This window comes from Paraburkholderia sp. Ac-20336 (assembly GCF_017105025.1).
GTDB lineage: Bacteria > Pseudomonadota > Gammaproteobacteria > Burkholderiales > Burkholderiaceae > Paraburkholderia.
In genome coordinates this window covers 1-22,807 of sequence record NZ_JAAGPS010000080.1, presented here as the reverse complement: position 1 = coordinate 22,807, position 22,807 = coordinate 1, and the positions used below count along the sequence as shown (strand labels likewise).

The window sequence follows — 22,807 nt, the reverse complement described above, 5'->3', positions numbered from 1 at the left end:
CCCCTTGTTTTTTGCAGCCTGAAAATCGCCGGCAACCGGCTCACAGCATTGGAATCCTAAATTATTGAAACCAATGCTTAAATCCGCGCGACGGTTTTAGAAACGATGCCGTATCGCCAGCGAGAACGTCGTGGCCGATCCCTTCGAGGCGATCTTGTCATACAGACACACGGCATAGACATCGGTGCGCTTCGAGAGCAGGTAGTCGTACGCGAGCGCGCCGGTGTTGCGAATCCACCCATGCGAGGCCGGGACCGTGTCGTAGTTCGTGCGGGCCCACTCGGCGAGAACATAACCGAACGGTCCGGTCGGAACGGCCGCACCGGCCTGATAGGTACGGCTCGACGAGCGCAAGCCATACGTCTGACTACCTTCCATCGCGCCGTACAGCGTGACGAACGGCAGCTTGTAGCGCATACCGGCGAGCCACGCATCCTGTTCGGACACCGGCGCGGTGACAGGCGTGCGCACACGCTGCAACGACACGCCGGCATAAAACGGCCCCGACGAATAGTTCGCGTGCAAACCGAGGTTCGCCACGCCGGGCTGCCCCGCCACGCCGCCGACGCCGTAAATGCCCGTCACGGCCAGGCCCTTCAGCGAGGGAGAGCTGTACTGGATCGCGTTGTCCCACACCGTATCCCCGATCAGGACGCCGTTATAGGTCGAGACGAACGATTGCAGCACGATCGGCGAGAACACGACCGAGGCCCCGAACGGATTCAGTTCCTGCATGTTGACGTAGGTCGGGTTCGTCTGACGCCCGAACGTCAACGTACCGTACTGCGTGCTGAATCCCATATAGGCATTGCGGGAGAAGAACGGATCGGTCGGCTTGCGGCCCAAGGCGCCCGTGGAAGGCTGAAAGAAGCTCTCCAGGCTGAATATCATCGCATTGCCGCCGCCCAGGTCTTCGCGACCGCGAATGCCCCAGAACGACGTCGTCAAGCCGCCGCTACCTTCCACGAAGGCGGCCTTCGGATCTCCGGAGCGCTTGGACGTACCGATATAGGTTCCGACGGTTCCGTATAGCTGCACGAACGAGTCGGACGCGCCTGACTGCATGCTGCTCTGGGCATTCGCCCCATGCATTGCGGTCAGCGCCAGGCACGAGGCGGCCGAAACCGCCAGTCTGCGACGAAAGCGATTGCTCTGCAAGATAGATCTCCAATTTAATTAGTATGACTATTTATAAGAAACAGCAATGCGCGGCCTGTTTGACGAGGCCGCGTTTCCCAGCGCGCCGCTCAGTAGCGGCGAATCAGCGGCAGCATCATCACCGCGCCGACGAGGCTGCCCAGAACGATGACCAGCAGACCGGTATTGAAACTCCCCGTCGTGCTGACGATCCAGCCGATCAGAACCGGAGCGAGCGCCCCCATCAGATTGCTGCAGCCGTTCTTGACCCCGATGCCCGCCGACGTGACCGAGACGGGAATGATGTCCATCGCGAGCGCGTATTGGGCCGGCAACCCGAGACCCCAGCAGCCGGCGCTCAGCGCGATCACGATCGCCGCCACGTGCGGATCCTGAATCTGCGTGCCCGCGAAGAGCAGCAGGCCCGCGCCGGCAAGACCGATGAAGCAGAGAATCGCGCGCTTGCCCAGACGGTCGGCCAGCAGGCCCGAAAACACTTCGCCGATGAACATCAGAATGAACGGCAGCGACGAGTAGATCCCCATCTGCCCGAGGTTGAAGTGCCGGACGCGCTCGAGATAAGTCGGCAGCCAGCTGTTGAGCCCCCACAGGTACATCAGGAGCCCGCAGCCGTATGCGGTGACGAGCCAGAACCGGTAGTCCTTGAGGAACAGACGCAGATCGACCTTCTCCTTGGCCTCGGCGGCCACGGCCTGGCGCGAGCTTTCCGGGTCCGCATAGCGCGCGCGGTCGCGGGTCGTGAAGAAGATCAGCGGTGCCATGATGAACAGGCTGATGACACCGAAGATATAGAACGATGCGCGCCAGCCATACGCGTGCACGAGCCAAAGCGTGAGCGGAAAGCCGACGGCCGAACCGATCGGGCTGCCCACCATCCACACCGCATTGGCGCGGCCCCGCTCTTCGGGCGGGAACCAGCGGTGCACGATCTTCGCGATCAGCGAGAATTGCGGCCCTTCCATGATGCCGAGCACGACGCGCCCGAAAATCATCGTGCCGAAGCTCTGCGCGGCGCCCATGCCGAGCATCACCACGCCCCAGATCACGGCCGACACCGAGAGTGCCTTGCCGGGCTTGAACACGTCACCGATGATGCTCAGCACGACTGACGAAATACCGTACGCGATCAGGAACGCCGTCATCAGGAATCCCAGCTTGGTGGGATTGAAACCGACATTCAGGGCGTTATAGAAGTCGGGATTATTGAAAAGAACCGCTACGCTGATCCGGTCGAAAAAGCCGACCAGAACCGAGCCGAACAGGACCAGCACCACGATCCAGCGCATGCGCGACGAATGCCTGGCCACGAGGGGCAACGGCTTGCTGATATCCGACATTTAAAGTCTCCTCCATCCATGAAGCGCCAGCCCCGCTGACGCCGTGCTTTTCGTTGCGGGTGGGCTGTTACGCCACCTGCACGCAGACGTACTTCGTCTCCAGGTAGTCGTCCATGCCGTATTTCGAGCCCTCGCGTCCGAAGCCGCTTTCCTTGATGCCGCCGAACGGGCCGACCTCGTTCGAAATCAGCCCCGTGTTGACGCCGACCATGCCCGTTTCGAGTGCTTCGGCGATACGGAAGAAGCGGGACATATCGTTCGTGTACACGTACGATGCAAGCCCGGTTTCGCTGGCGTTGGCGATCTCCACCGCTTCCTCCTCGGTCGAGAAGCGCAGCACCGCCGCCACCGGCCCGAAGGTTTCCTCGTGGAAGATCTGCATATCGAGCGAGGTGTTCACGAGCAGCGTCGGCTCGAAGAAGTTGCCGCCCAGCGCCGAGCGCTTGCCGCCCTGCGCGATGTCGGCGCCCTTGCTGCGCGCGTCCGCCACGTGTTCCTCGACCTTGCTGAGCGCCGCCGCGTCGATGAGCGGCCCCTGGCTCGTGCCTTCCGCCATGCCGTCGCCCACGCGCAGATTGGCGATCGCGGTCTTCAGCTTCGCCGTGAACGCATCGTAGACGCCTGCTTGCACGAGGAAACGGTTCGTGCAGACGCACGTCTGCCCCGTGTTGCGGAACTTCGAGGCGATGGCGCCCTGCACGGCGGCGTCGAGATCCGCGTCGTCGAACACGACGAACGGCGCGTTGCCGCCCAGTTCCATCGACAGCTTCTTCACCGTCGACGCGCATTGCGCCATCAGCACCTTGCCGATTTCCGTCGAGCCCGTGAACGACAGCTTGCGCACGATCGGGTTCTCGCAGAGTTCCGCGCCGATCTCGCGCGCGGAGCCCGTCACGACGCTGAACACGCCGCGCGGCACGCCGGCGCGATGCGACAGCTCGGCCAGCGCGAGCGCCGTGAGCGGCGTTTGCGAAGCCGGCTTGAGCACCATCGTGCAGCCCGCCGCGAGCGCCGGCGCGGCTTTGCGCGTAATCATCGCCGCCGGGAAATTCCACGGCGTGATCGCCGCGCACACGCCGATCGGTTGCTTGAGCACCATGATCCGCTGCGCCGCATTGGGGCTTTCCAGCATGTCGCCCTCGATGCGCTTGCCCTGCTCCGCGAACCACTCGATGAACGAAGCCGCGTACGCGATTTCGCCCCTCGATTCCGTGAGTGGCTTGCCCTGTTCGGCGGTCATGATGCGCGCGAGGTCTTCCTGATGCGCCATCACGAGGTCGAACCACTTCCTGAGGATGCCTGCGCGCTCCTTGGCGCTGCGCCGGCGCCAGGCCGGCAACGCGGCCTGGGCCGCCGCAACGGCCTTGGCCGTCGCCTCGCGGCCGAGCAACGGAACCGTCGCGATCGGCTCGCCCGTGGCCTTGTTGGCCACGGTGATCGTCGCGCCGTCCGGCGCTTCGAGCCATTCGCCGTCGATCCATGCCGCCGAACGGATCAGCGACGGATCGGCGAGCTGCGGCCGGGTAAATGAATGAGCCATGCCATCGGTCTCCGTTAGCATCACTGAATGGCTTGCGACTTGCGTACGCTGTCGATCAGCGACGTGCGCAACAGGAACGCGCGGTGACGCGCCGGGTCGGCGGCCGTCGCGGCGAGGTCGGCCAGATGCTGCGCGCGCACCGCCGGATCGGTCTCTTCCAGACGCTTCTTGTTCGCCACGGTCTGCTGCTGAACGAACTCGATGTTCAGCGAGCGGCGGCGACGCTCGTAGCGGTCCAGCACCGGACGCTCGGCATTGCCGTCCGCTGCCTCGGCGAGCGTGTTGGCCAGTTCCAGCGCGTCGTGAATCCCGCAGTTGAGCCCGAGCCCGCCGATCGGATTGTTCACGTGGCTCGAATCGCCCGCGAGGAAGATGCGCTGACGGCGGAACGAAGCCGCCACGCGCTGATGCACGCGGTAAATATTCTTGTGCAGCAGCGGATACGTCGCGCCGTCTTCCAGCGGGAAAATGCGGTTCAGGCGGCGTTGCGCTTCCTCGTCGCTCATCACGAACTCTTCCGGCACGTCCACCGGCGCCGGGAACACCGCGCGCCAGCGGCCCTTCATGTCGTCGCCGGCGACCTTGAAGAGGTTGCCCCACTCCTTCGGATCGGCGAGGTAGGCGCGATACGAACTGCCGAGCGCTTTCTCGAAGTCGAACGAGGTGGTCAGCACGAGGAACTGCTCCGGCCACGTGTAGCCTTCGAATTCGATCTCGAGCTTCTTGCGCACGGTGCTGCGCCCGCCGTCCGCGCCGACCAGGAACGTGCCGCTCAGCTTCTCCTCTACGCCGTCGCGGTCGATCGTCACGGTCACGCCGTTCGCATCCTGCTCGACGTCCACCACCGGCACGCCGAAATGCACGTCCACGTCGGACATCGTCTTCAGCTTCGCCGCGATGATGTTGACAAGCTTGTGCTGCTCGGTCTGCACGACGAACGGGAACTTCGTATCCTCGCGCAGCAGGTCGTGGTCGAAGCGCGCGATCAACTCGCGCTTCTCGCGGTCCCAGAAGTCGAAGTAACGCGCGACGAGGCCCGCGGCGATGAATTCGTCGATCACGCCGAGGCTGTCGATCATCTCGAGCGTGGACGGGTGCGTCGTGGCCGCGCGCGGATTCGTATCGACCGTCTGCGCCGCTTCGAGAACCGTGACGGCGAAGCCGCGTTGCGCGCAGGCGAGCGCCGTCACCATGCCGACGGGGCCGCCGCCGACGACGATTATCCTTTTCTGTTCAGCCATGCCAGTTCTCAATGTTTAGGAGCCGCGAAATCGTTCATGATGCGGGACTTGATAACCCGCACGTTCTTCTCCGAAGCCGGCGTGTTGCGGCTGCGGCCGACGAAGCGCGGCACGCCGTCCGTGACGACCGCCGCGACCGAGGCGATATCGCCATTGGCCAGCGCATCGAGAGCCGTATGCTTGGTGCCGCCCACGCACGAGTCGAGAATCACGACGTCGGCGTCGCGGCCGACCTGCAGGAAGCCCGAGTTGATGCCGTAGGTGCGCGCGTTATTGCCGGTCGCGGCGCAGATCGCCTGCTCCGGTGCCATCTTGCCGAGGCTCGCGAGGTGCGTGATCGTGTACATCATGCCGAGCGGCATGATGCCGCTGCCGGTCGGCGTGTCGGTGGCGATCAGGAAGCGGTCGAACTTGTCGGCCTGCACGGTCATCTCGGCGATCATCAGCAGCGTGCGCAGATTGCCGGCGGTGCAGACCTGCATCGCGATTTCGCTTTCGTTGAGAATGCGTCCGAAATCCTGATCCGGCATCGCCACGGGGCCGCCGTTGATATGGAACGACACGTGCGGCTGCATCGCGATCAGATGTTCGGCCCAGATACCCGACGAACCCGGAATCGACGAGCCGCCCGTATGCACCGTGGTAATCATGCCGTGCTTCTTCGCCCAGCCGATCATCGGCGCGTAGTCGAACGGCGTCTTGACCGCGCCGAAGCCGGCCTTCGCGAGCCACACGCCTTGCGAGGCGATGTCGCGCAGATCGTCCTCGACCAGTCCCGGTTCGAGAATGATGGAGCCCGCGAAAACGCGCATGCCGCCCGGGCGATAGTTGGCGAAGCAGCGCTGCGCGGCCACGGCCAGCGCCTTCACGCCTTGCGGATCGGTCGGACGGCCCGGCACGTGCACTTCGGACGCGCTGATCGCGGTCGTCGTACCGCCGTGCACGTAGCTTTCGAGGAAGCCGACGGTTTTCTGGCGCGGCGTGTAGTCGCCGAACGTGTTGTGAATCTGCGAGTCGATCAGACCCGGGATCGCGGTCGCGCCGTCGGCGTCGATCACCACGTCGCAGGCTTCGAGCTGTTCGGCGCTCAGGGTGCCGATCGCTTCGATCTTGCCGTCCGCCATCAGGATGCTGTCGCCCTTTGCGAACGGATCGCGCCACTCTCCGGTGACGATGGTCTTCAGATTGACGATTGCCGTTTTCATTGCATCTCCTCCATAAGGAAATTGTTTAGACGAGACCGTCTTCGCCGACTGCTTCGGACACCTTCAGGCCGCCCACGCGAGCGGTCAGACGGCCGCGGTTCGCGAGGCAGAAGATCACGGCGACTTCGTCGGGCAGCGGGCCTTCCGGGATCGCAACGGTCATGCCGTCATAGTGCGAACGCACATAGAGCGCATCCTTGTAGGCGAGCGGCACGTCGATCGCGACGCCAGCCGGAGCCACCTTCGTGTACGAGGGAATCCATGCCTTGCCGCCGACGGCCGCGCGGATCGGCTCGGCGAATGCGCTCGTCAGCAGCGCGTTCGCGTGTTCCTGTTCGCCGGCGGTGCCGACGATGCCGCCCTTGCCGTAGCTCTCGACTTCGTACGGGCCCATCGCGTCCTTCGCGAGTTGAGCCAGTTTTTCGCCCAGTTCGACGCTGGCCTCGATCATTTCGGAGAGGTCGTTGCGGAACTCGCCAGCATACGGATTCTTGACGACGGCGATGACCGCAACCTTGTGCAGCGGACGTTGATCTTCGGCATTCGCCGGTGCCGGTTGGTGCTGAACGTACGTGTAGAGGGACTTGACTTGCAGCTTCATATCGGAGACTCCAGGGCCGGTAGTCCGGCGGTTAAAAGTATCGGTTTGACAAACAATACGATTGTCGTACAATCCAGTCAACAACTTTTTTTGAGAGGAGATCGAGATGAGCCGTCGCACGGTGCTGTTTTCGGAAATGACTCCCGACGCAAGCTGGGAGCAAGACTTCAACGACTGGTACGACACGGAGCACATTCCGGCGCGTATGAAGGCGCCGGGCTTCACGTCGGCGCAGCGCTACCGCAATGTCGACGGGCCGGCCTACCTCGCCATCTACGAGATGGAATCGAGGGATGCGCTCTCGACTCCGCAGTACAAGGAGATCAAGGGCAATCCGGGCGAGCGCTCGCGGCGCATGCTCGGCGGCGTGTCGGATTTCACCCGCTACATCGGCGAGGAAATCGGCTACTGGCATCAGGACGGCGCGCGCGCGAGCTCGCCGTTCGACGCGCAGTTCGTCTACGCCGTGTTCTTCACCGTGCCCGAGGCGCGCAGCGACGAATTCAATCGCTGGTATGAACAGGACCACATCCCGGCGCTGCTCGAATGCGAGGACTGGCTTGCCGTGCGGCGCTTCGATATCGTCGACGGAGACCCTCAACGCTTCACCCATCTTGCTCTACACTATCTGGCAAAGCGGGAAGCACTTGAGTCGGACGCGCGGGAAAAAGCGCGTGGCACGCCGTGGCGCGCCCGCCTCGCGGCGGAAGAGTGGTTCAAGGGCCATTACTGCGTCTTCGAAAAAATCGGTCAACGCTTCCTCGCGCAAGGGTAAGCGGCACGGGCCGGGCATCCGGAGCGCGCGCCTCGCGCGGCGCTCCGCTGGCCGGCCGCCGCATTACAAACTGAAAAGATCAAGGGAAGGGGACGTTATGGCTGTGGATCTGAAAGTCACACCGCAGACCGTGCTGTTTCAGACCACGTCGAAGTTGCGGGAAGCCATCATGCAAGGGCAACTCGCGCCGGGCGAGCGGCTCGTCGAAACGACGCTCGCGGAAACGATGGGCGTGAGCCGCACGACGCTGCGTGAAGCGTTGCGGCGGCTCGAATCCGAGCGTCTCGTTCACAACGCGCCGAACCGCGGGCCTTCGGTGGCGACGATCTCCATCCAGGAGTCGGTGGAGATCTATCACGTGCGCAAGCTGCTCGAAGGCGAAGCGGCCGCGCTTCTGGCTCAGTCGGCCACCGACGAGCAGGTCGCCGCCCTCGACCGGGCGCTCGCGCAATTCCAGGAAGCCGTCAATAACGACAATGCGCTCGATCGGCTGAAGTCGACCGGCGAGTTCTACGACGTGATTCTGCTCGGCTGCGGCAACCACATCATTCGCGAATTTCTGGAATCGCTGTTTGCGCGCATCAATCTGCTGCGCGCGAAGTCGATGGCGAATCCTGGCCGCGCGAGATTCAGCCTGCTCGAAATGCATAGCATCCGCGACGCCGTCAAGGCGCGCGACCCGGTCGCCGCCCGAGCCGCGGCCGAGGCTCATATTCTTGCGGCGCAGCAGGCGGCGCTTCATCCCGAAGAAGTGACGAAACCGGCAATCGAAAAACCGCGTGCGCGCACGCGGTCACGTTCGGTCGCCGCGTGAGATCGGGCAAGTCCTGATAGCGGAAGCGACTCCCGCCATTCGTGACGCCCGAAAAGCGTTCGCTCATCGAGGCCGGCAGCGTCTTGGCCTCGGGCCTTATCTCGCTCATCTCGCCTTATTCCGCCGCCCTGTGCGCGCACCCATCGGGACACCTGGCGCACGCGAATAAGGCGAACGGGTTCATTCGGGCACGCGAGGCGCCGGCAGCGTCCTGAGCGCGTCGAGCGCGCCGCCCACCATGCGCCGCAGCGTCGGCTGAACCCGCTCCGCGCGCTCGGGCAGATAGGCAAACGGCGCCGCTTCGTCCATATAGGTCGACTGGCACATCTCGAGCTGGATCGCGTGAATGCCTTGCTGCGGCGCACCGAAGTGACGCGTGATGTAGCCGCCCTTGAAGCGCCCGTTCGCAATCCACGTGAATTCGCCCGCCGCGGCGCCAGCTTCGGCTGCGGCCTGAAGCGCCGGCGCCGCGGTGCGTCCGTCCTGGGTACCCAGATTCAGATCGGGCAGCTTGTTTTCGAAAAGCCTCGGCAACACGCTCGCGATCGAATGCGCTTCCCACAGCAGCACATGGGGATGCAGCGCGCGCAGACGCGCCAGCTCCTCCGCAAGCGCGGCGTGATAAGGACGCCAGCAGGTCTCCACGCGGCGCTGCTTCTCCGCCGCATCCGGTTCGCAGCCCGGGCGATACACCGCTTCGCCATGAAACGTTTCGGTCGGGTACAGGCCAGTCGTCGTCTGTCCCGGATACAGGCTCTCGTCGTTCGGCGGCCGGTTCAGGTCGATCACATAGCGCGACACTTTCGCGCCGAGCAAGGTCGCCCCCATCTCGCGCACGAACGCGTAGAGCCGGTCCAGATGCCAGTCGGTGTCGGCCAGCGTCAGCGCCGCGTCGGAATACAGAGGGCGCAGCGTGTCGGGAATCTGCGTCCCGAGGTGCGGAATCGAAACCAGCAGCGGCGCGTCGCCGCGCTCGAGCGAATACAACTCGTTCATCGTCAAACTCCTGTCGTGATGGATCACTGCACGGCGTCGGCCGGCAGTTCCGGCAAAGCCTGCGCCAAAGCCGGACAAATCGAATGGTCGAGCACCGATCGCGTGAGCGCGACGATGTCGGCGGCAAAGTCGCCCCACGCGCCCTCGCGGTGCAGCAGAAAAAAATCGCGCCGCCCGAGCCGGCTGGCCGGCAACGGCAGCACCGCGATGTCGTTCAGATAGTGGCGCGCCTGCCAGAGGCACAGCGGCGTGGAGATCGCAAAGCCGAGCCGCGCGGTCACGAGGCTCAGGAGCGGATCGGTCGCGTCGAATTCGTAGCGTTGCGGGCTCACGATGCCGAGATGTCGGGCGAACCGCTCGACCTGCTGGCCGATCACGGAGCGCCGGGTATAGCGGATCAGCGGCAGATCGTGCGCGAGGCTGCGCCAGTCCGCGTCGCGCCGCTCATGCAGATAGCTTTTCGCGACGACCGCAACAAAGGCCTCGGAAAACAGCGGCACTTCGACGATGCGCGCATCGTCGAGCGTGGTCTGCGTGCAGACCACCATATCGAGTTCATGATCGTGCAGCATCCGGCTCAGCCCCGGGGTGAGCCCCGACCACAACGAAATCTGCCGCGGCGTGCCGGACACGGCGCGGATCAGCTCCGGCCCCACCGTCGCCGCGAACGAATCGACGCAGCCGAGGCGCACCGGCAGCTTGCCCACCTGCGCCGCGTCGCCGATGCGCGCGCTCACGGTCTGCGCATGCTCCAGCAGCGGACCGGCCAGTTCGAGCAGCGCGCGCCCGGCCAGATTGGGGCGCGGCGGCCGGCTGTCGCGATCGAACAGCACGAGGCCCTGGTCGCGCTCCAATGCCGAGATCGCCTGGCTGATCGCGCTTTGCGTCACGCCGAGCTGCCTCGCCGCCGCGGTCATCGAGCCGGTTTCGCAGACGGCGATAAACGCCTGTAGCGCCCGCAGATCGATCGGAGCCTGTGTCCGTCCCATTGCCTCATCCTGTGGTTCGTCTCCACCAGCCTGCCCCCTCGCGATCGTTGATCGACGATCGGCGAGAAAGCGCCATGGTGCCTGTACCCGCCCGTGGCGTCAGTTTCATCAGCACCAATACGGGGGCCTCATTAGTTTATCTAATAAAAAATCGTCTGCCGCGGCTCGTCCCTACAATCCGCCCATTGCCATTTCGGAGAGTCCACATGAGCCACTATGATTTTGTCGTGATCGGCGCGGGCGTAGTCGGCGCATCGGTCGCTCATCACCTTGCCGCGCTCGGCGCAAAGAGCGTGCTCGTGCTCGAACAGGGCACCATCGGCGCGGGCACGACCTCGCAGTCGTCGGGGCTGCTGCGCACGCACTACTCCGTGCGCCAGAACGTCGAGCTGGCCCGCGCGTCGTGGTGGGCCTTCAACAATTTCGCCGAATACGTGGGCGACGAAGAGGCCTCGTGCGGCCTCGTCAAGTGCGGCTACATGATCTGCGCGCCCGAAGGCGACAAGCTCGAACCGCTGGGCGCGTCGCTGCGCGCGCAGCAGGACATGGGTATCGAGGTCCAGTTGCTGTCGCGCGACGAAGCGCGCGAGCGCATGCCGATTGCCCGCTTCGACGATGCCGCGCTGATCGGCTTCGAGCCCGAAGCCGGCTTTGCCGACGCCTACCTCGTCGCGACCAGCTTCGCCCGCTCGGCCCGCAAGCGCGGCGTCAAGATCATGGAGAACACGCGCGTGACCGGCGTGATTCGCGACGGCCGCCGGATCACCGGCGTCGAGACGACGGCCGGCACCTTCAGCTGCGGCACGCTCGTCAGCACGCAGAACATCTGGACGCCGGAGCTGGCCGGCTGGATCGGCGTGACGCTGCCGGTCAAGCCCGAGCGCCATACGGTGCTGGCGCTCGAATGCGAGGCCGAATACACGTTCGCGATGCCGGCCTTCAAGGACCTCGCCTCGCCGGGCATGCTCTATTACCGCAGCTATGGCGGCAAACAGATGCTGGTGTCCGAAGGCGTGGTCGGCGAAACGCTGAACGCACCCGAAACCGAACAGGGCGATATCTCGCTCGACTACGTCGCCGAAGTCGGCGCGCAGGTGGCCGAGCGCTTCCCGGCCTACGAGACGGCGGGCCTCGCCTCGTCGTGGACCGGCGTCTATGACGTGACGCCCGACTGGAACCCCGTGCTCGGACCGGTTGCCGATATCGAAGGGCTGACCGTCGGCTTCGGTTTTTCCGGACACGGCTTCAAGCTTTCGCCAGGCGTCGGCAAGCTGCTCGCGCAGCATGCGCTCGGTCTGCCCACCGACGTCTCGCTCGCCCCTTACGCGCTGAGCCGCTTCGAAAGCGGCGCGCTGCTGGTCGGCAAGTACGGCTCGGGCGCCGTGTCCTGACTTACCCTGATTTCCCGGAGAACACCTACATGGCTATCAGGATTCTGGTTCCCGTCAAACGCGTCGTCGATCCCAACGTGCGCGTACGCGTCAATGCCAGCGGCGCCGTCGATACGACGGGCCTCAAGATGTCGCTCAATCCGTTCGACGAATGCGCGCTGGAGAAGGCGCTGCAACTGCGCGAAGCCGGCGTGGCAACGCACGTCACCGTTTTGACCTGCGGCCTCGCGACAAGCCAGGACGTGCTGCGCACCGCACTCGCGATGGGCGCGAACGACGCGGTGCTGATCGACACGGCCGAGGCGACACCCGCACTCGATTCGCTCGGCGTCGCACGGCTGCTGCACGCTTATCTGGCGACCCACGACTACGGTCTCGTGCTCTGCGGCAAGCAGGCGATCGACGACGACATCGGCGGCGTCGCCGCGATGCTGGCCGGCCTGCTCGACTGGCCGCAAGGGCTCGACGCGAGCGCGCTCGACGCCACGGCCGAGGGCTGGCGCGTGACCTGCGGTGACGACAGCGGCACCGCAACCTGGGAACTGGGCGGCCCGTGCGTGGTAAGCGCGGACCTGCGGCTCGCGGAACCGCGCCGCGTCACGCTGCCGAACATCGTCAAGGCGAAGCAGAAGCCGCTGGAGATCCTCGGCTATCGCACGCTCGGCGTGGAGCCGGCACCGCTCGCGCGCATCGACGCGCTGAGCGAACCGCCCGCGCGCAAGGCCGGCATCCAGGTGCCGACCACCACCGCGCTGATCGACGCGCTCGCGGCACGCAACGTATTCGGAAACACGGGAGTCGCCGCATGAGAACGCTCGTCCTTGCAGAGACGGAAAACGGTCAGGTCGCGGATGCCGCGCTTCGAACCGTATCGGCCGCCAGCGAGCGCGGTCTGCCGGTCGATCTGCTGGTGCTCGACGCGAGCGCGGCGGAGTCTGCCGCGCGCGTCGCCGGAATCTCGCGCGTCCTGGTCGCGGCCGCCGCTTCGGTGGACATCGCGCCCGAAACGCTCGCCGCACGGCTCGCGCTTCTCGCGAGCGACTATTCGCTGATCGCCGCGGCCCATCGCACGCTCGGGCGCAGCGCGTTGCCGCGCGCGGCCGCGCGTGCCGGCGGCGCGTTTCTGTCCGACATCACGGCGGTTGCAGGCGCGAACCAGTTCGTGCGCGGACTCTATGCGGGCAGCGTCGTGTCGAACGTCAGCACGGCAGCCGCCACGACGTTCGCCACGTTCCGCGCCTCGTCCTGGCCCGCTGCCGGCTCGGGCGAACAGGCAGCGGACATCGTCGTGCTGCCCGTGCTCGACAGCTTTGCGAAAACCCGTCTCGTCGAACGGCACACCGCCAACCAGTCCGGCCAGGACCTCGCTTCGGCGCGCATCGTGGTGTCGGGTGGCCGTGGTCTCGGCTCGCAGGAAAACATGGAGCGGCTCGGACACTTCGCCGCACAGATCGGCGCGGCGCTCGGCGCCTCGCGCGCGGCCGTCGACGCGGGCTATGTTTCCAATGCCGCGCAGGTCGGCCAAACCGGCAAGACCGTCGCACCCGATGTGTATTTCGCGTTCGGTATTTCCGGCGCGATCCAGCACCTCGCCGGCATGAAGGACTCGAAAGTGATCGTCGCGATCAACAAGGACCCGGATGCGCCGATCTTTTCTGTTGCCGATATCGGGCTCGTCGGCGATCTGTTCGAGGTGCTGGGCGAACTGGAGCGGCATGCCGGAGCCGCGCGATGAAGCCTGAAGCGGCTGCGCCCTCTTCCGCGGCCAGCGCCGCTCAGGTTGCCGTGCGCCGCTTCGAGTACGCCCAGTTGCAGGCGGAGCCGTGGGCGAACGGCAACGGCATCACCCGCACCATTGCTCGCGGCAGCGCCGCCGGACACGGCGAGGACACGGACTGGCGCGTGAGCCTCGCAACGCTGAACACGTCCGCGAGGTTCTCGCAGTTCGCCGGCTTCGAGCGCACCTTCGTGCTGCTCGACGAGGGTGCGGTGAAGCTGCGCTCGCAAGAGGTCCGCATCGACGCGCAGCGTGGCCAGCCCGTGCATTTCTCCGGCGACCTCGATCTGTGGAGCACGCTCTCCACGGCGCCCGTCAACGCGCTGAACGTGATGACGCGCCGTGGCCGCTGTGGTTCGTCCGTCAGCGTGCTGTCCGGTTCGTCGAGCATCGCGGCGGCGCCGATCCGGTTGCTGATCGGCCTGTCCGGTCAGTGGAGCGTGCGCGGCGGGATGCTCGACGGCGTCTTGCTCGGTCCGCTGCAAGGCATTCTCATCGAGCGTTCACGCGAACCGCTCGATCTCGTCCCCCTCGGCGCCGGCGCTGAATTGATCTCGATTACCATCGCTCCCCTCTCCCTCTAATTGCGCGATCTGACGTCGCGACCTGACCTATGCTTACTTCGCAATTCGGCCCGCGCGAGTCGATGGAATACGACGTGGTGATCGTCGGCGGCGGCCCGGCCGGGCTGTCGGCGGCGATCCGCCTGAAGCAGCGCGCCGCCGCGCAGGGCGTCGAGCTTGGCGTGTGCGTACTCGAAAAAGGCTCGGAGATCGGGGCGCATATCCTCTCGGGCGCGGTCATGGACCCGCGCGCCATCACCGAACTGATCCCCGACTGGAAGGACAAAGGCGCGCCGCTGGACGTTCCCGTCACCGAGGACCGCTTCCTGTTCCTCACCGCAACCGGCGCGAAGGCCGTGCCCAACTGGGCGCTGCCGGATAACTTCAAAAACCACGGCAACTACGTCATTTCGCTCGCGAACGTGACGCGCTGGCTGGGTCAGCAGGCCGAGGCGCTCGGCGTCGAAATTTTCCCGGGTTTTCCCGCCGCCGAAGTGCTCTATAACGAAGACGGCTCCGTTAAGGGCGTCGCGACCGGGAACCTCGGCATCGGCAAGGACGGCGAGCCGACCGAAAATTTCCAGCTCGGCATGGAACTGCACGCGAAGTACACACTGTTCTGCGAGGGCGCGCGCGGACATCTCGGCCGTCAGCTGAACGAGAAGTTCAAACTGCGCGACGGCGTCGATCCTCAGGTCTACGGCATCGGCATCAAGGAACTGTGGGAAATCGATCCCGCGAAGCACAAGCCGGGCCTCGTGATGCATACAGCCGGCTGGCCGCTCGAAAACGATACGTACGGCGGCTCGTTCCTTTATCACCTGGACAACAACCAGATCGTGGTGGGCTTCGTGGTCGGCCTCGGTTATTCGAATCCGTACCTGTCTCCGTTCGAGGAATTCCAGCGCTACAAGACGCACCCGGCGATCCGCGCGATTCTCGAAGGCGGCAAGCGCGTGTCGTACGGTGCGCGGGCGATTACGGCGGGTGGCCTGATGTCGCTGCCGAAGCTGGTGTTCCCAGGCGGTGCGCTGGTCGGCGACGATGCGGGTTTCCTCAACGTCTCGCGTATCAAGGGTTCGCACGCGGCGATCAAGACCGGCATGCTCGCGGCCGACGCGGCCTTCGACGCCGTGCAGGCCGGCCGCCAGGCTGACGAACTGACTGCGTATCCGGAAGCCTTCAAGACCTCATGGCTTCACACCGAACTGTATCGCGCACGCAACTTCAAGCAGTGGATGAGCAAGGGCCTGTACCTCGGCACGCTGATGGTCGGCATCGAGCAGAAGCTGCTGGGCGGCAATGTACCGTGGACGCTGCATCACCAGCATTGGGATCACGAGATGCTGAAACCGGCATCGCAGTGCAAGCCGATCACGTATCCGAAACCCGATGGCAAGCTCACGTTCGACCGGCTTTCGTCGGTATTCATTTCGAACACGAATCACGAAGAGAACCAGCCTGCGCATCTGACGCTGAAAGACCCGACCGTGCCGGTCAACGTGAACTGGCAGACCTATGCGGGTCCGGAGTCGCGCTACTGCCCCGCTGGCGTGTATGAATTCGTCAAGAACGATGAAGGTAACGAGCGGCTCGTCATCAATGCGCAGAACTGCGTGCACTGCAAGACCTGCGATATCAAGGACCCGACGCAGAACATCGTGTGGGTCACGCCGGAAGGTGGCGGCGGGCCGAACTACCCGAATATGTAACCAGCCGCTCTCCTGAAACGGGAGAGCAGGATCGATCGTGCCACGCAAATAGCTCGTGCTGCCGCGCGCTGCCTGAACTCGCAGCGCGCGGCAGCACGTCGCCTCGTCATGGCCCTGCTCCGTTCCGCACGGGCACCGGTTTGCACCAGATCCAATCGCACTCCCAGCGCTCATGACAGCGCCGCCGCACGAACCTCGGCGGCGACGCCGTCTTCGATGCCGAGCGTCCTAGAAGCGATGCCGGATACCGAAGTTGATGTTGAACTGCTTATTCGTCGTCGACGCCGGCAACTGCCCGATCTGCATGCGCGTCGCGTCACCGCCCGCCGTGCCGTAGATCGCCCACATATAAAGATCGGTGCGCTTCGACAGATAGTAATCGGCGACCAGGTTGTACTGCTGATAGCGCGGATGCTGGCCCAGCGAGCCGATGTTCCCGTACACGAGGTCCACCGCCGCGCCGAGCCGGATATCCGAGCGCATCCAGTAGTCGGCCTGCGCCATATAGATATTGAACTGGGCGTCCGCGCCGTTGATCGATTGGGTCAGATCGGAATGCGACATCCCGACACGGCCGATCAAATTGCCGAACTTATATGAAACGCCGCCTGCCGCAATGTTGAGGGCACGCGCGTTCGGCAGATAAGCGCCAAAGATCAGGATATTGGACGCACCGGTACTGTCGAACCACGTCGCATACGGATTGCGCACCGACGTATACGCCGCGCCGACCTGCAACGGACCGCCCGTATAGCCCGCGCCCGCGCTCACCACGCTGTTGGTCGAGAACTGACCCGGCACGCCGCCGAACGCATACAGCGCGCCGGCGGAAAATCCGTGGAAAGTCGGCGTCGTATACTTGACGGAGTTGCTGGTCTGCCAGTCATTGCCCGTATTGTCGATGTCGTAGGCCGGCGCGCTGCCCCGTCCGTTCGCCATGATCGGGCCGACATAATCGACCACCATGTCGTACTGGCGGCCGAACGTCAGATTACCGTAGGGCGTGCCGAGCCCCAGATACGATTGACGGCCGAATTGCCGGCCGTTCTGCCCGAGTTTGCCGGTATTCAGATCAAAACCGTTTTCGAGGCGGAAGAAAGCCCGGTATCCGCCGCCCAGGTCTTCGTTGCCGGTCAGCCCCCACTGGGAACCCACCCACGTGCCGCTGCGCATGCGCACCGAAGCGCCGCCGCCCGCATTGTTAATGTAGGCGATTGCCTCGTCGATCTGACCGAACAACGTCACCGAGCTTTGAGCCGATGCGTAATCCGATGCAGCGAGAAGCGCGATCAACATCCATGCCTTCTTCATTTGACCTCCTAACCAATTTATATTGTAAGAATTTTTTCATGAAACCTGTACCACCTACTTCACATCCCCACCAACAGATTCGACATCCTGATTAAATAAGACGAAACCGGGGCGCGACAGCCGCACCCCTTGCCTCAACCGGCCGCGCCCTTTTCATCGGACGAAGGAACGATCACCGCCAGTTCCTCGACCTTCGAATACGGGTTGTCGCCGCCGATCGGCGGCAGCGAATCCCGGTACGCTTCCCACCCGGCGCAATCGCTTTCGCTGCGCCAGCCCGTGACCGAGGTCAGGCAGTCCGGCATGCCGGCGCGTGCGCCGACGTGGCGGAACATCAAGCCATCGCGGGTACCCATGCGCCGCGTGACTTCCCCGATTCGCCTGTGCGCCGCCTCGTGCTGTCCCGGCAAGACGAAATGATGTACGACAACTATCTTCATGACTGTGTCCCGTCTGGATGAAATTAACCGGCGCCTTCGCGCGAACGCTCGGACGTGCGAATCAGGCTTCGGTCGGCGAAGCGCATCAACCGCTCCCATTCGTCACGCGGGATCGGCCACCCTTCGGCCATGGCCCGCGCCTTCAGCACACTCAGGTGCTGCGAATCGATGGCGTACGCGCAGGCGTCGCCGATAAAACCGCTCAAGCTCCGCGCCGGCGCCGCAACGACGACGGCATCGTTCCCCTCCAGCCATGCGAAGTCGCGCACGTCTTCGCGCGAATTGCCGCCGGTTTGCAACAACGCGTCGAACACCGCGCGCGGCGGCGCGCCGTGCTTCAGCGCCGACAGCAACGAGCAGGCGGCACCCGGCACAGCCATCGGATCATGCGCGGCCCGATACTGCCAGCCGTCGCCTTCGGCACTGGCCACGCTGAACACGATCCCGCTTCCGTCGCGCTGCCCCGCGTCCGCCGCAACCCCGAGGCCCGTGGCGACACATCCCGCGTATCCGCGCCGCGCGAGCCAGTACGGGATCGCATGCAGATCGGCGGCATGGGCAACGTTGCGCAGCGCGACCACGACCCGCCCGCTTTGCGCCGCCCAGGCGCCCAGCCAGTCGGCCAGCGCGGCGCCGAAGAACAGCGCGGAGCCGCCGTTCGCCTCGCATAGCGCATGGTCTTCGTGCTCGGCGACGATATCGGGCGCGCGCCACATCGACGCATCGAAGGCACCAAGTTCGCGCGCGAGCCGGCTCAAGCGCCGCCAGCCCGCCAGTTCGCCGAATTCGACGGCCTCCGCCGCGCCGGCGCTCGCGCCCCACGGCATCAATGCCGTCCCGAGCACGCGCACGGCCAAGCCCGGCACCTCTTTGCCGGACAGGCGCACCGAAGCCGACAACAGTTCATTCTCCAAGAAGCGGTTCCTCCGTCAATTCGTAGCCGTGCGGCACGCTCGGCAGCAAACCGTCGCCGGCATGGCCGGCCGCGAGCTCGCGAGGCAGCCCCGCGCCCTGGAACAGCGTCGCGCGCAGCCACGTGCGCGAACGCGGGCGGAACTTCAACATGCCGTAGGTCGCCAGCTGGAAACGCATGATGCGCAGCGGGGAAAAGTCCTTCGTGAGCAGATCCGTGCGCGCAATCGCGTAGTGGGAATCCGCCAGTGTGCTGACCCAGCCGACCATGAAGCGCATGTCCGGATGCGCGATCAGAAAGCGGCCGAGCGTCTGCTCGGGCGGCACGGCGCGCAGACGGGACAGCAGCTCTTCGACACGGCCCATCACGTCGACGGGCAGCGCATATTGCTCGCCCTCGTCGATGTCGCGGCTGCCGCGCCGCGGCTCCATGTTTTCCTCGGATGCGTACCAAAAAAAAGGCCGCTCGCCTTCCACGGTGAAACGGCTCACCCAGGCCAGATGCGTCTCGATCAGGTCCTTCAGCGCACCGGCCTTCTGCGTGGGATCGAACGGCAGCGATTCGTCGGCATGCAGCGTATTCGCGTCGACGTTGCCGCCTTCGTGGCATTCGAGCAGCAACGAGTTCAGCAGCTCGCCGGTCTCCAGGCAGCAACGCCCCCGCCAGCTGACGAGCAGTTCGGCCAGCGGATTCGAGCGGCTCGCGCCGGCCTTCCACCCGGCGCGCAAGTGGGCGAACTGCTCGCGCACCTGGAGCAGCTCGGCATGAATCGCCTCGCTCGGCGCGAACTCGTCGAGGTCGCCGGTCGGCTCGTGCGCGAAATACTCGATGGCGCGCTCCAGTTGACGATCGAACTCGTCGCAACGCGAATCGTCCGCTTCGAAGCGCTCGCGGTACATCTCGGCCAGAGCCTGTTCGCGTGCGCCAATCCAGCGGTCGAGCAGGCGCGGATGCCGGACCACGAACGGCACGAGCCCGATGCCCGACGAGTTGCCGACGCCGACGAAGCGCCGCGATTCGTCGGAAAGATCCACGGCGGCGGGATTGCGCACGCGCGCGAGGTGCAGTGCGAGGTCGTAGCCGAACTCGCGCCACAGGTAAGCCGCCATCATTTGCGCGTGATACGGCGCCTGCAACGGATGGCCGATCTGGCGCAGATACGCGTAATCGTGCATGCCGTTGCGGCCATTGCCGCTAAACCCGGTGGTGCGGATCAGATAACCGATCTGGTTCAACTGGCGCGGATCGGGCTGCTGTCCGGCCGCGAGCGACGCCACCACATGCTCGAACAGGCGCGCGCTGCGGTTCGCCCGCGACCAGGCGAGCGTGCGCGGCGCGGCGCGCCCCCACGTCACCTGCTGGATCTGCTCGCGCGACTGCTCGATATCCCCGGCCGACGGCTCGCCGATAAAGAGCGCCGCCCATGCGTCCCAGCGCGTCGCGATGATGCGGTCCTGCTGTTGATGCTCCGGCAGCGGGTCGGAAAACACCACGAACGTCATCGTGTGTCCGTCGAGCCGCGCCCGATAGGCGATGTGGCCGCGGCCTGCATCGTCGAGGCGCAGCTTGCTGATTTCGCACGAGAAGTCCATCCGGCACACCGTGCGCAGGAACGAATGCGCGAAGCTGAACTTGGTGGGCCAGATCGCACCGAGGTGCGTCAGCTCCATCAGGTCGGCGCCTCGGGACGGCAAGGAAACCGGGAGATTCGCCATTGCCGTTACATCCCGAATGCGCTGCCGGCTTCCGCGGCGCGCGCGATACGCACCGAGCGGTTCCAGCGCGCCATCGGCAGTTCGAGCAGACCCACCGCATAGAACAGCACGATGCCGACCAGCGTCAGCACCACGACGCAGGCAAACACGAGCGGCGCGTCGAAATTGCCGGTCGCCAGCATCATGTAGTAGCCGAGCCCCGCCCGGCCGCCGACGAACTCGCCCACCACCGCGCCGACCACGGCCAGCGCAATCGCCACCTTGAACCCGGCGATCATGCTCGGCACCGCATGCGGAAAGCGCACCTTGCTGAACACGGCCGCCTTCGTCGCGCCCATCGAGCGCATCAGCTTGAGCGTATCGCGATCGACCGAGGCGAGACCGGTGACGGTATTGACGACCACCGGAAAGAACGCGATCAGGAACGCGACGATGATCTTCGGCAGGATGCCGTAGCCGAGCGCGACCAGCAGGATCGGCGCGAGCGCGACCTTCGGCACCGACTGCGACGCGATCAGGATCGGATAGACGATCCGGTCGAATACGCGCGAGTAGACGATCAGCGCCGCGAGCGGCACGCCGATCGCGATGCTCAGGCCGAAGCCGGCCAGCGTTTCGATCAGCGTGACCCACATATGCGCGAGCAGATTGGCGCGATGATCGACGAGCGACACCCAGATGCTGCTCGGCGGCGGCAGCAGATACGAGGGTACGTGGCCGATATCGACGCCCGCTTCCCACACGGCGACGATCGCGACCAGCACGATCAGCACCGGAAACCGGGCCCATAGCGCGCTGAACACACGGCGCACGGAGCCTTGCGATGTCGAACTCTGATTCATGACCGGCGCTCCTCTTTCAATACGCCCATTTTTTCGAAGATGCGGCGGATGTGCCGCGTATAGCGCGTGAATTCCGCCTCGTCGCGAATGTCGACGTGCCGCTCGCCGGCCAGCTCGATCGGCACGATCTCCTCGATGCGGCCGGGCCGCGGCGACATCACGACGACCCGGTTCGACAGGAACACCGCCTCGGTGATCGAGTGCGTGATGAACAGCACCGTCTTGCCCTGCTCGCGCGACAGCTGGTGGAAGTCGAGGCACATCTGGTCGCGCGTCATCGCGTCGAGCGCGCCGAACGGCTCGTCCATCAGCAGCACACCGGGATCGTGCATGAGGCCGCGCACGATCGCCGCGCGCTGGTTCATGCCGCCCGACAGTTCGTCGGGGAAGCGCTCGGCGAAGTCGCCGAGGCCCACCCGCTTGAGCAGTTGCTGCGCGCGCGGCAGATACTCCGCGCGATTGAGATTGCGGACTTCGATCTGCAGCAGCACGTTGTTGAGGATCGTGCGCCACGGCAGCAGCAGGTGCTGCTGGAACACCACGCCGAGTTCATGCACGGGCCCCTTTACGGGCTTGCCCAGCACCTCGATGCGGCCGTCGCTGACCGGCATCAGGCCTGCGATCATATTGAGCAGCGTGCTCTTGCCGCAGCCGCTCGGACCGACGATCGAGACGAATTCGCCGCGCGCGATCGTCAGCGAGGCGTCGCTGACGGCCTGCACGTCGCCCTTCTTCGAACCGAAGCGCTTGAACACGTGATCGACGTTGATCGCGGCGGTGTTTGCGGCAGTGTTCGCCTGCGGCGCACTGGCACGCTGCCCCGTCACCAGTTCGAGCGGCCGCGCCTCTTCGATTTTCAACGTCTGGCTCATGATGCACGCTCGTCCGCCCACGGCGAAAGCCGATCCGGGCTGTAAAGAATGTTGATCAACGCGGGGCCGTCGTGCGCGAGCGCCCGTGCGAACGCCTCGGCGAATTCGGCATTGGTGCGCGCGGTGAAGCCTCGCGCGCCCATCGACTCGGCGAGCATCGCGAAATCGATCGCGCCCAGTTCCGTCGCGACGGCGCGGCCCGGAAACTCCCGGCGCTGATGCATCGTGATCGTGCCGTAGTTGTTATTGTTGAACACGAGCGCGACGAATCCCTTGAGGCGCAGACGCACCGCCGTTTCCAGCTCGCTCATCGTCATCGCGAAGCCGCCGTCGCCGGAGAACGAGACCGCCGGTTCGTCGGGCCGCGCCATCTTGGCGCCGATCGCCGCCGGCAGCGCGTAGCCCATGCCGCCCGCGGTCGGCGCGAACAGCGTGCGCGGATGCTTCCAGCGGTAGTAGCGCATGAGCCAGCCGCCGAACGTGCCGGCATCGCTCGCGATGCTCGCGCGCTCCGGCAGCAGCCGCAGAATGTCGTGATACACGCCTTCGAGGCTGATCATGTTCTGCGGCGCGCCCGCATCGAACGCGCGCGGCGTCGTGCGCTGCGCGTAACGC

The 22,807-nt window shown here is 65.1% G+C and carries 22 protein-coding genes; 7 read left to right on the top strand and 15 right to left on the bottom strand.

Going from position 1 to position 22,807, the window contains the following annotated elements; genetic code table 11:
- Positions 1-96: 96 nt before the first annotated feature.
- The 6 genes from GXB81_RS20885 to GXB81_RS20860 all read right to left on the bottom strand — a co-directional run bounded on the left by GXB81_RS20885 (position 97) and on the right by GXB81_RS20860 (position 7,082).
- A complete protein-coding gene (locus GXB81_RS20885) occupies positions 97-1,158 on the bottom strand; it encodes a porin (RefSeq protein WP_240162811.1) in 1,062 nt (353 codons plus the stop codon).
- A gap of 89 nt (positions 1,159-1,247) precedes the next feature.
- A complete protein-coding gene (locus tag GXB81_RS20880) occupies positions 1,248-2,495 on the bottom strand; it encodes an MFS transporter (RefSeq protein WP_167041328.1) in 1,248 nt (415 codons plus the stop codon).
- A gap of 67 nt (positions 2,496-2,562) precedes the next feature.
- Positions 2,563-4,035 carry an NAD-dependent succinate-semialdehyde dehydrogenase gene (locus tag GXB81_RS20875; protein ID WP_205990219.1) on the bottom strand — a complete coding sequence of 491 codons (1,473 nt, stop codon included), beginning with the start codon at positions 4,033-4,035 and terminating at the stop codon, positions 2,563-2,565.
- Positions 4,036-4,055: 20 nt separating this feature from the next.
- The gene (locus tag GXB81_RS20870; protein WP_167041322.1) at positions 4,056-5,276 is read right to left on the bottom strand and encodes an NAD(P)/FAD-dependent oxidoreductase; all 1,221 of its coding nucleotides are present in this window, start codon (positions 5,274-5,276) and stop codon (positions 4,056-4,058) included.
- Between the two features lie 8 nt (positions 5,277-5,284).
- On the bottom strand, positions 5,285-6,481 hold the full coding sequence (locus tag GXB81_RS20865; protein ID WP_167041319.1) for an amidohydrolase family protein: 1,197 nt from the start codon (positions 6,479-6,481) through the stop codon (positions 5,285-5,287).
- Positions 6,482-6,506: 25 nt separating this feature from the next.
- Positions 6,507-7,082, bottom strand: coding sequence for an amino acid synthesis family protein (locus tag GXB81_RS20860; RefSeq protein WP_167041316.1), 576 nt, complete (start codon positions 7,080-7,082; stop codon positions 6,507-6,509).
- Between the two features lie 106 nt (positions 7,083-7,188).
- On the opposite strand from GXB81_RS20860, the gene GXB81_RS20855 reads away from it, so the two are divergent.
- Both GXB81_RS20855 and GXB81_RS20850 read left to right on the top strand, forming a co-directional pair.
- The gene (locus GXB81_RS20855; RefSeq protein WP_167041313.1) at positions 7,189-7,857 is read left to right on the top strand and encodes a DUF4286 family protein; all 669 of its coding nucleotides are present in this window, start codon (positions 7,189-7,191) and stop codon (positions 7,855-7,857) included.
- Positions 7,858-7,954: 97 nt separating this feature from the next.
- Complete coding sequence (locus GXB81_RS20850; RefSeq protein ID WP_167041310.1) at positions 7,955-8,671, top strand: GntR family transcriptional regulator; 717 nt, start codon at positions 7,955-7,957, stop codon at positions 8,669-8,671.
- 180 nt (positions 8,672-8,851) lie between these two features.
- Here GXB81_RS20850 and hutG read toward each other — a convergent pair whose 3' ends face one another.
- Both hutG and GXB81_RS20840 read right to left on the bottom strand, forming a co-directional pair.
- The gene (hutG, locus tag GXB81_RS20845) at positions 8,852-9,667 is read right to left on the bottom strand and encodes an N-formylglutamate deformylase (RefSeq protein ID WP_167283795.1); all 816 of its coding nucleotides are present in this window, start codon (positions 9,665-9,667) and stop codon (positions 8,852-8,854) included.
- Between the two features lie 23 nt (positions 9,668-9,690).
- Positions 9,691-10,656, bottom strand: a complete 966-nt coding sequence (locus GXB81_RS20840; protein WP_167041304.1) for a LysR family transcriptional regulator — start codon at positions 10,654-10,656, stop codon at positions 9,691-9,693.
- A gap of 206 nt (positions 10,657-10,862) precedes the next feature.
- Between GXB81_RS20840 and GXB81_RS20835 the strand changes: the two genes are divergently transcribed.
- Genes GXB81_RS20835 through GXB81_RS20815 form a run of 5 tightly spaced genes read left to right on the top strand, consistent with a single transcriptional unit; the run spans position 10,863 to position 16,099 of the window.
- Entirely contained in the window at positions 10,863-12,047 is a 1,185-nt protein-coding gene (locus tag GXB81_RS20835) for an FAD-binding oxidoreductase (protein WP_167283794.1), read from the top strand.
- A gap of 35 nt (positions 12,048-12,082) precedes the next feature.
- A complete protein-coding gene (locus GXB81_RS20830) occupies positions 12,083-12,856 on the top strand; it encodes an electron transfer flavoprotein subunit beta/FixA family protein (protein WP_205990225.1) in 774 nt (257 codons plus the stop codon).
- Complete coding sequence (locus GXB81_RS20825) at positions 12,853-13,782, top strand: FAD-binding protein (protein ID WP_167041298.1); 930 nt, start codon at positions 12,853-12,855, stop codon at positions 13,780-13,782. Before GXB81_RS20830 ends, GXB81_RS20825 begins: the two co-directional genes overlap by 4 nt.
- Complete coding sequence (locus tag GXB81_RS20820; RefSeq protein WP_205990218.1) at positions 13,779-14,408, top strand: HutD family protein; 630 nt, start codon at positions 13,779-13,781, stop codon at positions 14,406-14,408. Before GXB81_RS20825 ends, GXB81_RS20820 begins: the two co-directional genes overlap by 4 nt.
- A 29-nt stretch (positions 14,409-14,437) precedes the next feature.
- A complete protein-coding gene (locus tag GXB81_RS20815) occupies positions 14,438-16,099 on the top strand; it encodes an electron transfer flavoprotein-ubiquinone oxidoreductase (protein WP_205990217.1) in 1,662 nt (553 codons plus the stop codon).
- Positions 16,100-16,327: 228 nt separating this feature from the next.
- On the opposite strand, the gene GXB81_RS20810 is transcribed toward GXB81_RS20815, so the two are convergent.
- From GXB81_RS20810 to GXB81_RS20780, 7 genes are all read right to left on the bottom strand, one after another.
- Positions 16,328-17,410 carry a porin gene (locus GXB81_RS20810; RefSeq protein ID WP_167041292.1) on the bottom strand — a complete coding sequence of 361 codons (1,083 nt, stop codon included), beginning with the start codon at positions 17,408-17,410 and terminating at the stop codon, positions 16,328-16,330.
- 134 nt (positions 17,411-17,544) lie between these two features.
- Positions 17,545-17,850: a hypothetical protein gene (locus GXB81_RS20805; protein WP_167041289.1), complete on the bottom strand. Its 306-nt coding sequence runs from the start codon at positions 17,848-17,850 to the stop codon at positions 17,545-17,547.
- Positions 17,851-17,873: 23 nt separating this feature from the next.
- Positions 17,874-18,764 carry a hypothetical protein gene (locus GXB81_RS20800; RefSeq protein ID WP_205990216.1) on the bottom strand — a complete coding sequence of 297 codons (891 nt, stop codon included), beginning with the start codon at positions 18,762-18,764 and terminating at the stop codon, positions 17,874-17,876.
- A complete protein-coding gene (locus GXB81_RS20795; RefSeq protein ID WP_205990215.1) occupies positions 18,754-20,478 on the bottom strand; it encodes a hypothetical protein in 1,725 nt (574 codons plus the stop codon). The genes GXB81_RS20800 and GXB81_RS20795 overlap by 11 nt, the downstream gene beginning before the upstream one ends.
- Before the next feature lie 5 nt (positions 20,479-20,483).
- A complete protein-coding gene (locus tag GXB81_RS20790) occupies positions 20,484-21,320 on the bottom strand; it encodes an ABC transporter permease (protein ID WP_167283790.1) in 837 nt (278 codons plus the stop codon).
- Positions 21,317-22,192, bottom strand: coding sequence for an ABC transporter ATP-binding protein (locus GXB81_RS20785; protein ID WP_205990214.1), 876 nt, complete (start codon positions 22,190-22,192; stop codon positions 21,317-21,319). Before GXB81_RS20785 ends, GXB81_RS20790 begins: the two co-directional genes overlap by 4 nt.
- On the bottom strand, positions 22,189-22,807 hold a 619-nt coding region (locus GXB81_RS20780; RefSeq protein WP_241016456.1), incomplete at its 5' end, for a thiamine pyrophosphate-dependent enzyme. The genes GXB81_RS20785 and GXB81_RS20780, both read right to left, overlap by 4 nt.